Below are 12,533 nucleotides of genomic sequence, written 5' to 3' on the forward strand. Positions count from 1 at the left end.
CATGACCGCGACTGCCTCTCCCCATGTTTCTACTGCCCGTCAAGCACTGGCGCTAATGGACTTGACCAGCCTGAACGAAAGCGACACAGACAGCGTTATTGAAGCCCTGTGCCAGCAGGTAAAAACCCCCTTCGGCAACCCGGCTGCAGTATGCGTATATCCACAGTTTGTGGTCACCGCCGCCCGTGCACTAAGTGCGCACCAGCTCGATGGCCAAGTAAAGATCGCTACTGTAACTAACTTTCCCCATGGCGGTGAGGACATCATGGGCGCGGCCCGTGAAACCCGCGAAGCAGTGGCCTCCGGTGCCAATGAGGTGGACGTGGTTTTTCCCTACCGCGCGCTCATGAAGGGAGATGAAGCCACCGGTCTTGAACTGGTCGAGATGTGTAAAGCGGCTTGCGGCGGCCAAGCGCTGTTAAAAGTCATCATTGAATCTGGCGAACTCAAAGAGCCTGCGCTTATCCGACGCGCTAGTGAGCTTGCCATTGAGGGCGGCGCTGACTTTATTAAAACGTCAACGGGTAAAGTGCCGGTTAACGCCACCTTAGAAGCCGCCAACATTATGCTAAATGTAATTAAAGACAGCGGCAAAGACGTTGGCTTTAAAGCCGCAGGCGGCGTGCGCACCACTGAAGAAGCTGCCGAGTACTTAGCGCTTGCCACTGAAATTATGGGCGCAAAGTGGATAACACCTGAGCACTTCAGATTTGGTGCCTCTAGCCTGCTGGGCAATTTATTAAATACGCTGAGCGGCAGCGCTCTACAAGCTACCAAGCAATCTACTACTCACGGAGGCTACTAATGTCTTCAACTGCTTCTCACCACGCACTGCTTCCACAAGAATTGATTCGTTTAAAGCGCGACGGCCAGCCGTTGCCAGCCGAAGAGATTAAAGCCTTTGTTCAAGGCATAGCCGACGACCGCATCAGCGATGCGCAGATTGGCGCCTTTACTATGGCCGTATTCCTCAACGGAATGAGCCGCGAGGAAGTCGTAGCGCTAACCACCGCAACCCGCGACTCAGGCCACGTGATGCAGTGGGGCTCCCTCAACCTGCCAGGCCCAATTGTCGATAAACACTCCACCGGTGGCGTAGGTGATTTGGTATCCCTGGTGCTTGGCCCCTGGGTAGCTGCCTGTGGCGCCTTTGTGCCAATGATTTCAGGCCGTGGCTTGGGCCACACCGGCGGTACCCTGGACAAACTGGAGTCGATACCCGGTTACGACCCCTACCCTGCCCCGAAGCGCTTCAGTGATGTGGTGAAGTCCACCGGTGTGGCGATTATCGGCCAAACCGGCAACCTAGCCCCAGCGGATAAGCGCATCTACGGCGTGCGCGACGTCACCGCTACGGTAGAGTCTATCCCGCTGATTACCGCTTCTATTTTGGGTAAGAAGCTAGCCTCTGGTCTGGATGCCCTGGTCATGGACGTGAAAGTTGGCAGTGGCGCCTTTATGCCGACACCGGAAAAGTCCCGCGAACTCGCCAAGAGCATTGCAAACGTAGCTACCCAGGCCGGCACACCGACAACGGCCCTACTGACGGATATGAGTCAGCCACTGGCCCCTTGCGCCGGTAACGCGGTTGAAATCGTCGAAACTCTAGCGCTGCTGCGCGGCGAACGTGCCAACAGCCGAGTTATGCAGGTGACCCGCGAACTTGCAGTAGAAATGCTGATTGCCGGTAAATTAGCAACAAGCCGTGAAGAAGCACTGGCCAAACTCGAAAAAGCACTCACTTCCGGCGCAGCAGCCGAAGTATTTGCCCGTATGGTGCGCGAGCTGGGTGGCCCTGCAGACTTTATGGAGCGCTCAGACAGCTACCTAGCCACCGCACCGGTGATTCAAGCTGTTTACCCCGAGCAAAGCGGCATTGTTCAGCGCATCGATACCCGTGCCGTAGGCATGAGTGTGGTCGAGCTAGGCGGTGGCCGCCTGCGTAACGATGCCAGTGTTGACCACAGCGTGGGCTTTAGCGATATCGTCGAGCTTGGCGAGGGCGTCGACAGCCAGCGCCCACTCGCCATAGTCCACGCCCGTAGCGAAGAGGCCGCCGCCCGTGCCGCCGCTCAGCTACGTGCTGCCATGGTCTTGGGAGAAGAAGCTGCTGAAGCAGATACGCTGATCCAGGAAACATTCCGAGGAGAAGCCTAATGCGCCGTGCAATTGTGCTAGTTCTCGACTCTTTTGGTATCGGCAGTGCCCCAGATGCTGACAAGTTTGGCGACCAGGGTGCTGACACCCTGGGCCACATCGCAGCCGCCTGCGCTCGCGGAGAGGCTGATACCGCTGATCGCTCAGGTCCCCTAAAGCTGCCCAACATGGCAGCCCTTGGTCTATTCCACGCCCACCGCGATGCTACCGGCAACGTGGCCGAAGGCATTGACCTCCCTACACAACTGAAAGGTGCGTACGCCCACGCCAAAGAGATCTCCAGCGGTAAGGACACCCCCTCTGGCCATTGGGAAATCGCCGGCGTGCCGGTACGCTTTGACTGGGGCTACTTTCTCGATAAAACCGACAGCTTCCCTGTGGAGCTGTTAGAAAAAATTGTTCAGGAAGCGGAGCTTCCCGGTGTCATCGGCAACTGCCACGCATCCGGCACCGAGATCATCGCCCGACTGGGCGAAGAGCATGTGCTGAGTGGTAAGCCCATTGTGTACACCTCGGCAGATTCCGTGTTTCAGATTGCCGCCCACGAAGAGCACTTTGGCCTGGAGCGGCTCTACACGCTATGCGAAACCGTACGCGAACTGCTCGAGCCTTATAACATCGGCCGGGTGATTGCACGCCCGTTTACCGGCGATGACAGCGCCAGCTTTGCCCGCACAGGCAACCGTCGCGATTACAGTGTAGAGCCCCCCAGCCCCACGGTGTTGCAGAAGCTGGCTGATGCCGGTGGCGAAGTGGTATCGATTGGCAAGATCGCCGATATTTACGCCCACTGCGGTATTACTCATAAGGTAAAAGCCAGCGGGCATGACGCCCTGATGGAGGCCACGCTCGCCGAAGTAGCCCGCACTGCTAGCGAGTCCAGCAATCGCCCTACCATGATCATGACCAACTTTGTTGATTTTGATTCGGTTTACGGACACCGCCGTGATGTACCGGGCTACGCTGCAGCACTTGAGCACTTTGATGCCCGCCTGCCGGAGCTGCTTGCCGTACTGAACGATGACGACCTATTGCTGCTTACCGCTGACCACGGCTGCGACCCTAGCTGGGAAGGCACCGAGCACACCCGCGAGTACGTACCGGTGATGGTGCACGGTGCAGGATTCTCCCCCGGCCCGCTAGGCGAGCGCGGCACCTTTGCCGATATCGGCCAGACGCTGGCAACATTCTTCGCGGTTGAAGCAATGGAAGACGGCAAGAGCTTTTTACCTAACGCTGCCTGAACCGCAGCGTTTAGCAAATCAAACTGATTAAAAAAACGATCAATAGGAGCGTTTCATGGCGACACCACATATCAATGCCGAGATGGGCGATTTCGCTGATACCGTGCTAATGCCCGGCGACCCGCTGCGCGCCAAGTACATCGCCGACACTTACCTGGAAAACGTGCGTCAGGTAAACGATGTACGCAGCATGTTCGGCTATACCGGCACTTATAAAGGCCGCGCAATTTCAGTTATGGGCCACGGTATGGGAATTCCGTCGGTGTCTATTTACGCCAAAGAGCTGATTACCGACTACGGCGTTAAGTCCATCATCCGGGTGGGTTCTTGTGGCGCAGTACGCGACGATGTCAACGTTCGCGATGTGGTAATCGGTATGGGCGCCTGTACCGATTCCAAAGTAAACCGCATGCGCTTTAACGACCACGACTTCTCGGCAATTGCTGACTTCGACCTGACCATGCACGCGGTGGCGGCTGCCAACGCGCAGAACGTTCCGGTAAAAGTCGGCAATATCTTCTCAGCGGATCTGTTCTACAACCCGCAGACCGATATGGCCGAATTACTCAAGCGCTACGGCATTGTTGGAGTAGAGATGGAAGCCGCTGGCCTATACGGCGTTGCAGCGGAGTTTGGCGCTCGGGCACTGACGATCTGCACCGTTTCCGACCATATTCTGAAGGGCGACTCACTCTCCAGCGCCGATCGTCAAACCACCTTCAATGACATGATGGTTATTGCGCTAGATACCGTGTTGCGCGACGATGCTGCCAAAGCCTAAAGGAAGCTTGCTGCACGCTCTGACGTTTTGGATAAGCCTACCTATTAGGAAAAGTGATGGACCAGATATCTAATGAAATCGTCCAACAATTGCTAACAGCGCTAGGCAATGCCTACGCGCCCTACTCTAATCATCCCGTTGCGGCGGTGATGGAGTGCCCAGACGGCCAGCAGTTTGCGGGCAGCAACGTGGAAGTAGCGCACTACAAAGGGCTGTGTGCGGAAGCCTCGGCTATTTCCGCCATGATCACCGCAGGCCAGCGCGAGCTGGCGAAGGTGTACGTCATGGGCCCAGGCGAGCACCTTTGCACACCCTGCGGCGACTGCCGACAACGCATCCGCGAATTCGCCACACCGGATACGCAAATCATGGTGATCTCTCGCCAAGGAGAGGTGCTAAAAACCTACACCATGGAAACCTTGCTGCCCGATGCCTTCGGTCCAGAGCAATTGCCACCGCGTTAAGCAACCCACTCAGCCCGTTTCCCGCAGCACCAGCGCCACCGGCAACGATACATGTCGAGGCGCTTTGCCTGCCAACGCTTCACCTAATAGCTCCACGCTCATCGCGGCAATCGACGCGATGTCTTGGCGAATGGTGGTTAGCCCGGTGGCCAGTGTTGGCAGGTCGTCAAATCCGGTCACGGCTACCTGGCTAGGCACATCAATTCCGCGGTCTTCCAACGCAGCTACACAGCCTAGCGCCAGCTCATCAGTGGCGCATACCAATGCATCAAATGGCAGCGGTTGGCCACTTGATATGCCAGCCAAATAACGATTTAAATAGCGATAACTGGTCAGAGAGTCCGAGCTCAAGCGATGCGGCAAGCTGATTAACTGCTCGGCAAGCCCTACCTCCTCAAGTGCCCGCCGGTAGCCCTCTAAACGACTATGAGGGCATGGCGTTTCCAGTTCTCCACCGACGAAGGCCAAGCGCCTTCGCCCCAGGGCAAGTAAGTATTGGGTGATCTCGTAAAGCCCCGCCGCATCATCGGGCGCTACCGAAAATCCATCCCCGGCGTTGCCAATACGTACAAACGGAATACCTGCTGCACTTAGTAGTGTTGGGCGCTCATCCTCGGCGGTTTCACCTAACAAAATCGCCGCTCCCGCTCGCTCAGGAAGCTCTGCGGTTTGGTCATGATGAAAAAAGATTGGCACCATACCCTGCTGGTGAAGCGCCACCGTCAGGTGCTGATAAAGCAAAATATAGTAAGGGCGCAGTTCAATATCCTGACGCCCTAGAGAAATCCCTACCACCGCCGCCTTCCCACTTATCAGCTGCCTCGCTGCCGCGCTGGGCTGGTAGGATACCTCTCGGCTGATAGTAAGAATTCTTTCCCGCAAGGCATCGCTTAACCCTGGCTTACCATTTAATGCTCGGCTGACTGAGGCAATGGATACATCAGCCCGCCGTGCAATTTCACGTATGGTCGCCGTTTGAGTGCTCTGTTTAGTCTGTTTCATGCCATGCCTCAGCGATTCGGCTCATGATTGTGCCAAAATTTGAGCTGAAAAACGTTAGGCATAATGAAAAACAGCATTACCAGCCTCGTCTCCCTAGGCGGGCCAATTCGCTGTCGAGCTGTTGAATCGCCTGTTCAGGCGAGACATCACCGGAAAGCGCTTCATGCACACGGTTAAACACCGCGCTAGACACGCGCGGGTAAGCCGTTCCTGTCACGCTGGCTGGGCGAGGTATGCCGTTCATGACGGTTTCATACAGCTCGCCAATAAATGGGTGTGCTTCCAGCACCTCAGCATCCTCATAGAGCATTGGTCGTGTTGGGTTTCGGCCAAATTCCACGGCATGCGCCTTCTGCTGCTCTTCAGCAGAGAGATAAGCAACTAAATCAGCTGCGATTTCAGGATGTTGTGAATAGCGTGAAACGGCCCAATTCCAGCCACCGAGAGTAGCGGTAGACTGCCCACCGGCCCCATGAGGTAATGGCGCAACACCAAACTTGCCTTGAATAGGTGTGCCATCAGCCTGCCCCAACGACCAGACATAGGGCCAGTTGCGCATAAACACCGCGTTACCCGCCTGGAATACGCCTCGAGCTTCTTCTTCCATGTAGTTACTCACCCCTTCAGGGCTGATATCCCCCACCCAAGACGCAGCCAGCGCCAGCGCTTCCACTGTTTGAGGGTTATTCACCGTGACCTGCCCATCGCCATCCACAAAGGTGCCGCCGCCGTGGCTGGCTATCCACTCCAACGCATTAGTAGTCAGCCCTTCATAGGCTCGCCCCTGGAACACAAACCCATGCATGCGCGTATTCCCCGCCTCGCGTTCAGCCTGTTGGATACGTCGCGCAGTATCCGTCAACGCCTGCCAGGTTTCCGGCACCCCCGCGTCATACTTATCCAGCAGATCCTGGCGGTAGTAGAGTAGCCCCGCGTCGGTAAACCAAGGCAACGCAACAAGCTTCCCCTGCACAGTATTATTCTCCATCAATGAGGGAATAAAGCCGTCAGTTGCACCTTCTGGCAGGTATTCATTTAGGTCAACCAAGTGGTCGGCGAGCAAACCTGGCCACACGATATCAATCATTAGCACATCCACATCCTGGGACTGGCTACCCAATAGCTGTTGGTAAAGCGAGAGCTTTTCGGTAGGAGACTGAGGGGTGGTGACGATATTCACGTGGTGGCCGTTAGCCTCCGCCCACCGCTTTGCCAACGTCGGGCAGAAGTCCGCCGCTCCACCGTCGCCACAGGCAATGGTTATCTCGGCGGCAGTAGCAGAGAGCGCAGTAGGTAATAAAGCAATACTCGATAACAGTACCACCGATGTACGAAGATATTGACGCATAGCCTTCACCTCTATTGTTATTGGTAGGTGCGTTATGTCAGTACTCTACTGATGAACAACTAATCTCCTAGCTCGCAATCGCTAGGCTACGGTCTTCCTGGCTTGAGATAAAACAGGCATCAAGCACGGTTTGAATCGCCGCGCCACGGGCAAAGTCCGGCTGGTCGTTGTTGCCGCTTTGGATGCTCTCGACGAAGCGCTGGTAGATACTGGGCGTGCACGGTGCTTTCACGGTACTCCAGCGGGCAGGATGAACATCATCATCCAAACATACCTGCACTTCGTCTTTGGCGACATCCAGATCAATCCGTATTGCGCCCTTATCGCCGTGGACACTAAGTGCGAGTGAGTTGTGGTGCCCGGTTGCCCAGCGAGTGGCCTGAATAGTCCCCTTAGCACCATTGGCAAACGACACTCTCATCAGCGCTGTATCGTTGGCATCCAGCACATACTCACCAATGCGATTGTCTGGGGCTTTTTCAAAACAGGTTAGCTCGCAGTTGACTCGGGTAATGTCGCCAACAGGGAAGCTGGCAAAGTCGACAATGTGCACACCGACATCACCTAATACGCCTTTACTGCCGTGGGCTTCGGAAAGCCGCCACAGCCACTGGCTATCCTCATCCCAACGCCCCCAGGCGTTACTCACCAGCCAGCTTTGCCGGTAGCTAGCGTCTACATGGCGAACTTGTCCAATGGCACCTGCAGTAATCAGCGCACGGGCATGCTGAATAGCGGGTGCATCACGGTAGCTTAAGTTGACCATGTTGATCACATTAGCTGCCTCGGCAGCCGCCGCCATTGCATGGGCATCCTGTGCGTTTGTCGCCAGTGGTTTTTCACACAGGATATGTTTGCCTGCAGCAATAGCAGCTAGCGACGTTGCTTTATGAACACCGTCTGGAGTTACGTTACTTACCGCGTGAATATCATTTCGGGCCAGCATGGCCTCCAGGTCGCCATACACATCGCTAATACCGTGGCGTTCAGCAAACGCCTGGGCTTTGGCAAAATCTTTATCACAAACTGCTACTACTTCGATGCCTTCAAGTCGGCCAAAGTGCTTGGCATGCTCACCGGCCATGCTGCCTGCACCAATTATCGCTAAACGAATCATTTAAAGCCCTCCTCGCCGGGTTTATGCAGGCTTTCGCCCTTTATCTCGACCGGATTAGGCGCTTGGTCAGCGGGTACATTAGGGCAACTGTCGATCCATCGCGAGCCTTCTGGGCGTGCCCAGTTCACGGCGTTTTTCAACACGGTTTTCACCTGGGCATCGTAATAAATCGGGTAGGTTTCATGGCCAGGGCGGAAGTAGAAAATCTTGCCATTGCCACGCTTGTAAGTCAGGCCGGAACGGAATACTTCACCACCTTCAAAGGCACTGATAAAGATCACTTCATCGGGGTTAGGCACTGCAAACGGTTCGCCGTACATTTCGGTATGGGGCAGCTCAATATAGTCCCCCAGGCCCTGAACAATCGGATGACCTGGGTTCACTACCCACAGCCGTTCCCGCTCGCCCGCTTCACGCCACTTGAGTGAACACGTGGTTCCCATGAGGCGCTTAAAGATTTTCGAGTAGTGCCCCGAGTGCAGAACAATCAGCCCCATGCCTTGCAGCACACGCTTTTGCACGCGGTCAACGGTCTCTTCCAGCACATCGCCGTGGGCTGCGTGGCCCCACCATAGCAGTACATCGGTATTGTCGAGCGTAGCTTCGCTAAGCCCCTGCTCAGGGTCTTGCAGCGTCACGGCCGTGGCATGGATACCTTCCGCTTCGTTTAAACCTTCGGCAATGCACTGATGCATGCCTTTGGGATAAATCCGCGCCACGATCTCATTGGTCTGCTCGTGGACGTTCTCTCCCCATACGGTCACGTTGATGGTCATATGCTCTCCTTGACGAGATAGTGAAGTGCTATTAAAGGCACACATGACAAAAAGTAAACGTTTACTCGACAAGAGTAAACGTTTACCTAAATACAACTTTAGTCGTCACTCGCCAGTGAGAAGTATTTATTCAAACACGAGAAAGTAAAAAAGCCCGCTGCAGAAAACAGCGGGCTATGTGAGAATTGTGTGAATGTAACGTAGCGTTTTAGAAGTAACCCGCTCCGCGTGGCATCATACCAAGGTGGTTTTCAACCTTGGTAACTCCTGGTACGTTTTCAGCAGCTACCGTCACCGCTTGCTTTTGATCCGGGGACTCCACTAACCCCCAAATTTCTACAACGCCTCCATCAACAATCAAGCTAATAGTGTCGGTAGAGGCACCAGTATGCTGATCGACTTCTTTTAAGATAGCATCACGAATTTTACGGTCATCCACCGGTGACTGTGTGGGAGCAACCGCTGCATTGGCAATGCCTTGCAGTAAATTAGCACGGCTCACAATACCGACCAATTTTCCCTGACGCACCACGGGCACACGCTTTATATGGTGCTTTTCCAGCAACCGGGCGATGGTATGCAGCGGCGCATTCTCCTCAACGGTTAATGGGTTTGGTGTCATAACTTCCTGTGCTTTGCGCCCATGGGACTTAATATATTCCCCAGGGTCTTTCCCCCCCGTAAAGAGTGACAACCACCAGGAGTGCTCTTGGTCATCATCGCGCTTTATCCGGCGCATGAGATCGCCTTCACTGACAATACCCAGCACCTTGCGATCATTATCGACAACTGGCACGGCACTAATACGGTGATCAAGCAGCAGCTGTGCGATTTCCCGCACTTCCGTATCAGGCCCTACACTGATAACTTTAGGCGTCATAATATCGATAGCTTGCATGGCAAATCCCCTTGAGACTGATTCTTGTGGCTAGCTCTTCAAGGACAAGCGTTGATAAGGCTTGGCGTTAAACATAAGCCACACGTTCAGATTGAACTGTTATCCTTTGAGACTAGCTCGCTGCGGGTGATTTAGCTATGCATGCTCGTGATCACTGACACTCTTTTGACCTAGCTCATTTTATCCTCCTCGTCTGTACTGCTCTCTGCTACTTTCTCCACATCCACTATCCCTGAGCGGCTAACGACTACTTTCCAGCGAGCCAAATAGGGCACATCTTCACTGCCTGTTTCGCGAATAACCAAATTGCACAAGTGACGGCGTTCGACGCTTTCCCGTACCGCCTGCCCATCTTTCAGATGGTAAATATGGTGCTTCTCTTTACTCATCAGGCGGATAAGCATGGAGAGGTCCACATGCAGCGTTTCACGCGTATGCTCATAGCCGCTTAAAAAGCGCGTGGGTGACATACGTGAGCTAGAGCGATAATGCATTACCACTTCTTCACGCTGGGCGACCGTTCGCCGCCGCATTTTTTGAATATCGTCATCCAGTGCAGCGTAGCGTTTGTAGTCAAACCACTCTAGCTGCCGCCCTACTAGCGCATTGCGAGTCGGGTCGATATATTGCCGTCGCCACTTTGGCCGCCCCCGGCGTAGCCAGCGCCATAGCGTGTTACGCAGGTCATCTTTGAACACCTCCCGCATGGCATAAAGTAGCGCCATAGCCAGCACAAACAGTGCGGTGATATCACCCACTACATCCCGTAAATGCAGTATTCCAAGAGAGACAAACACCATAACAACCGCAGTTGCTAAGGCTTTAACAGCTTTTTGCTCGCCACCACCTAGTTCCGTCGCACGCTGTTTTAAGGTGATTGGGTATTCAATCAAGCGTCGTAGCAAGCGCATCTTGTTTGACATTCGGGTAGGGTCGTCCATTACCCGCTGGGCGTTGTACTCTTGCTCACGACGGTACTCCTCTTCCCGATGGCAGACAGTAATAAAACGCCGCTTTATATCGCTGAAATCTCCTCCCCTGGGCATATGTGCCACCAGCGATAATAGTTGTTGCTCAGTAAACCATGAAAGGTAGTTATCGATATTGGCAAAGTACTTATATAACCGCTCGTCACTGGGAAGATTGCGCCTTAAGCGCTTTAAGATGCCGTCGCTTAAATCACTCATTTCAGAAAGCTGCTCGCGTAGCGCTGCCTCACGCTCGCTGACCTCACTATTGTCATCACGATCATCGCTACGTGCATGACGCAGCTTACGTGCGTTTGCTAACATCGACTGAGTCGTTCGCTCTAATGCAATGACGTACTGGTAGGCATACAGGCTCAGACTTAAGCGGTAAGAGTCACTGCCTAATTGATTACGGCTTGCTAGACGGCTGTGTACCAGAGGCAAATGGTATTCGTCGCTATAGTAGGTACGCGAGACCTGTATAGCACCATGATAAAATGCCTCTTCAGCAATCACATGGGGGCTCAGGCCTAGCTCGCCTGGTACGAATAAATAGACATCGAGCGTATGCGAGGTTTCTTCCTTTAGCCGCCGCGAAAGGCGCAACTGAAAGCTGTTTTTACGCTCAACATTGATCACCTATCCAATCTCCTACTTCATTGCGTAACGCGATGATATACCATGGCTAAAAATAACCCTGGTGGCACGCTTTAATTCAGACGTGGTTCACTTCTTCGCCTTGGAGCTAGGCAATGTCCATTGCCCGTTTTTCACCCTTTGAGCTACTGCTGCTAAAAAGCCGTAGCCAAGTGGATACGGCAACCCTGCTATTGTTGGCTTGGGTGCTGGTGCATCGTCAGCACGTTTCAGAGGGCCAGCGCCGCCGCCGCTTGGCTCAGGTAACGGCACAATTCCGCCACGGCCATGAGTTAGGCCCCATTATGAGTATTGCTCATAGCCAAGACTTACAGGCGATTCAGCTAGCTGCCGAAGTTGTGCGCAAAGAGTGTTCTAACGAACGTAGCCTGAGCGCTCTTTATCAAGCCATTACCCTGGCCACGGACGACGGGGACCTCTCTCTGGCGAATCATTACATATTGCGTTTTCTGGCCGACCTATTAAACATCGCACCCAGCACGCTGAGTACGCTGTTTCAAGAGCTGACCGGTAAACCTCTGTGCCCTCCCGAAGACCCTAGCCGGGATGCCTATTGGCAGCAACACGACCCAGAGTACCACGCACGCCAAGCACAGGAAGCTCAAGCAGCCGAGCAGCAAGCCAAAGAAGCCCACGCCCGAGCCGAACAACGACAGCGTGCGCAAACAGAAAAACAGCAGAAAAAACAACAAAAACAACAACAGGAGCAGCAGCGCCAACAAGAGGCGACGCGTAATGCCAAAGCGCGCGCCCAGCGAGAACAAGCCCAGCGGGAGCACGACCAACATGAACAGGCTCGCCGAACACGCTGGCAGCAAGAACAGGCTCGCCAGGAAGAAGCGCGTCGCCGCCAACAACACCAGCGCTCAAGCAGTCCACCTCCTGCCGACCGCACTACCCGTGCATTAGCCGTATTAGGCTTAGCACCTGGTGCTAGCCGAACCGATGTACGTCAAGCCTATCGCCGCATGGCGCAGCTACATCACCCCGACCGTTTCTATTCGGAGAGTGACCACTTAGTAGCCCTTGCATCAGCACGATTCCAACGTATAAAAAACGCCTATGATTATTTAATGCAGACTTATTAATCCAGACTGCTCATACAGACTTTCTTAAGAACA

General features: G+C 54.3%; 12 protein-coding genes. 6 read left to right on the forward strand and 6 right to left on the reverse strand.

Translation table 11 applies throughout. From position 1 onward, the window contains the following. The first annotated feature begins 1 nt into the window (after position 1). Genes deoC through cdd form a run of 5 tightly spaced genes read left to right on the forward strand, consistent with a single transcriptional unit; the run spans position 2 to position 4,646 of the window. Positions 2-805: a deoxyribose-phosphate aldolase gene (deoC, locus tag CPA45_RS11425; protein WP_096651665.1), complete on the forward strand. Its 804-nt coding sequence runs from the start codon at positions 2-4 to the stop codon at positions 803-805. Next, on the forward strand, positions 805-2,157 hold the full coding sequence (gene deoA, locus CPA45_RS11430) for a thymidine phosphorylase (RefSeq protein ID WP_096651666.1): 1,353 nt from the start codon (positions 805-807) through the stop codon (positions 2,155-2,157). Before deoC ends, deoA begins: the two co-directional genes overlap by 1 nt. Further along, the gene (locus CPA45_RS11435) at positions 2,157-3,401 is read left to right on the forward strand and encodes a phosphopentomutase (RefSeq protein ID WP_096651667.1); all 1,245 of its coding nucleotides are present in this window, start codon (positions 2,157-2,159) and stop codon (positions 3,399-3,401) included. The genes deoA and CPA45_RS11435 overlap by 1 nt, the downstream gene beginning before the upstream one ends. 55 nt (positions 3,402-3,456) lie before the next feature. After that, on the forward strand, positions 3,457-4,182 hold the full coding sequence (gene deoD, locus CPA45_RS11440) for a purine-nucleoside phosphorylase (protein WP_096651668.1): 726 nt from the start codon (positions 3,457-3,459) through the stop codon (positions 4,180-4,182). A gap of 56 nt (positions 4,183-4,238) precedes the next feature. Next, positions 4,239-4,646 carry a cytidine deaminase gene (gene cdd / locus CPA45_RS11445; protein ID WP_096651669.1) on the forward strand — a complete coding sequence of 136 codons (408 nt, stop codon included), beginning with the start codon at positions 4,239-4,241 and terminating at the stop codon, positions 4,644-4,646. 9 nt (positions 4,647-4,655) lie between these two features. On the opposite strand, the gene CPA45_RS11450 is transcribed toward cdd, so the two are convergent. From CPA45_RS11450 to CPA45_RS11475, 6 genes are all read right to left on the reverse strand, one after another. Beyond that, entirely contained in the window at positions 4,656-5,648 is a 993-nt protein-coding gene (locus CPA45_RS11450) for a LacI family DNA-binding transcriptional regulator (protein WP_096651670.1), read from the reverse strand. Positions 5,649-5,724: 76 nt separating this feature from the next. Then, entirely contained in the window at positions 5,725-6,996 is a 1,272-nt protein-coding gene (locus tag CPA45_RS11455) for an ABC transporter substrate-binding protein (RefSeq protein ID WP_096651671.1), read from the reverse strand. Positions 6,997-7,063: 67 nt separating this feature from the next. After that, entirely contained in the window at positions 7,064-8,113 is a 1,050-nt protein-coding gene (locus tag CPA45_RS11460) for a Gfo/Idh/MocA family protein (protein ID WP_096651672.1), read from the reverse strand. After that, a complete protein-coding gene (locus tag CPA45_RS11465; protein WP_096651673.1) occupies positions 8,110-8,889 on the reverse strand; it encodes a ThuA domain-containing protein in 780 nt (259 codons plus the stop codon). The genes CPA45_RS11460 and CPA45_RS11465 overlap by 4 nt, the downstream gene beginning before the upstream one ends. A gap of 208 nt (positions 8,890-9,097) precedes the next feature. Beyond that, positions 9,098-9,787, reverse strand: coding sequence for a CBS domain-containing protein (locus tag CPA45_RS11470; protein WP_096651674.1), 690 nt, complete (start codon positions 9,785-9,787; stop codon positions 9,098-9,100). 170 nt (positions 9,788-9,957) lie between these two features. Next, positions 9,958-11,394, reverse strand: a complete 1,437-nt coding sequence (locus tag CPA45_RS11475) for a hypothetical protein (protein ID WP_096651675.1) — start codon at positions 11,392-11,394, stop codon at positions 9,958-9,960. Between the two features lie 113 nt (positions 11,395-11,507). Here CPA45_RS11475 and CPA45_RS11480 point away from each other — a divergent pair, with 113 nt between their 5' ends. Beyond that, a complete protein-coding gene (locus CPA45_RS11480) occupies positions 11,508-12,500 on the forward strand; it encodes a J domain-containing protein (protein ID WP_096651676.1) in 993 nt (330 codons plus the stop codon). Positions 12,501-12,533 lie beyond the last annotated feature (33 nt).

Origin of the sequence: Vreelandella nigrificans (assembly GCF_002374315.1) — a bacterium.
GTDB lineage: Bacteria > Pseudomonadota > Gammaproteobacteria > Pseudomonadales > Halomonadaceae > Vreelandella > Vreelandella nigrificans.

What these genes read in the sequence shown, in the direction of transcription:
- deoC (WP_096651665.1), top strand. Translation starts at nt 2, where the DNA reads ATGACCGCGACTGCCTCTCCCCATGTTTCTACTGCCCGTCAAGCACTG.
- deoA (WP_096651666.1), top strand. Translation starts at nt 805, where the DNA reads ATGTCTTCAACTGCTTCTCACCACGCACTGCTTCCACAAGAATTGATT.
- CPA45_RS11435 (WP_096651667.1), top strand. Translation starts at nt 2,157, where the DNA reads ATGCGCCGTGCAATTGTGCTAGTTCTCGACTCTTTTGGTATCGGCAGT.
- deoD (WP_096651668.1), top strand. Translation starts at nt 3,457, where the DNA reads ATGGCGACACCACATATCAATGCCGAGATGGGCGATTTCGCTGATACC.
- cdd (WP_096651669.1), top strand. Translation starts at nt 4,239, where the DNA reads ATGGACCAGATATCTAATGAAATCGTCCAACAATTGCTAACAGCGCTA.
- CPA45_RS11450 (WP_096651670.1), bottom strand. Translation starts at nt 5,648, where the DNA reads ATGAAACAGACTAAACAGAGCACTCAAACGGCGACCATACGTGAAATT.
- CPA45_RS11455 (WP_096651671.1), bottom strand. Translation starts at nt 6,996, where the DNA reads ATGCGTCAATATCTTCGTACATCGGTGGTACTGTTATCGAGTATTGCT.
- CPA45_RS11460 (WP_096651672.1), bottom strand. Translation starts at nt 8,113, where the DNA reads ATGATTCGTTTAGCGATAATTGGTGCAGGCAGCATGGCCGGTGAGCAT.
- CPA45_RS11465 (WP_096651673.1), bottom strand. Translation starts at nt 8,889, where the DNA reads ATGACCATCAACGTGACCGTATGGGGAGAGAACGTCCACGAGCAGACC.
- CPA45_RS11470 (WP_096651674.1), bottom strand. Translation starts at nt 9,787, where the DNA reads ATGCAAGCTATCGATATTATGACGCCTAAAGTTATCAGTGTAGGGCCT.
- CPA45_RS11480 (WP_096651676.1), top strand. Translation starts at nt 11,508, where the DNA reads ATGTCCATTGCCCGTTTTTCACCCTTTGAGCTACTGCTGCTAAAAAGC.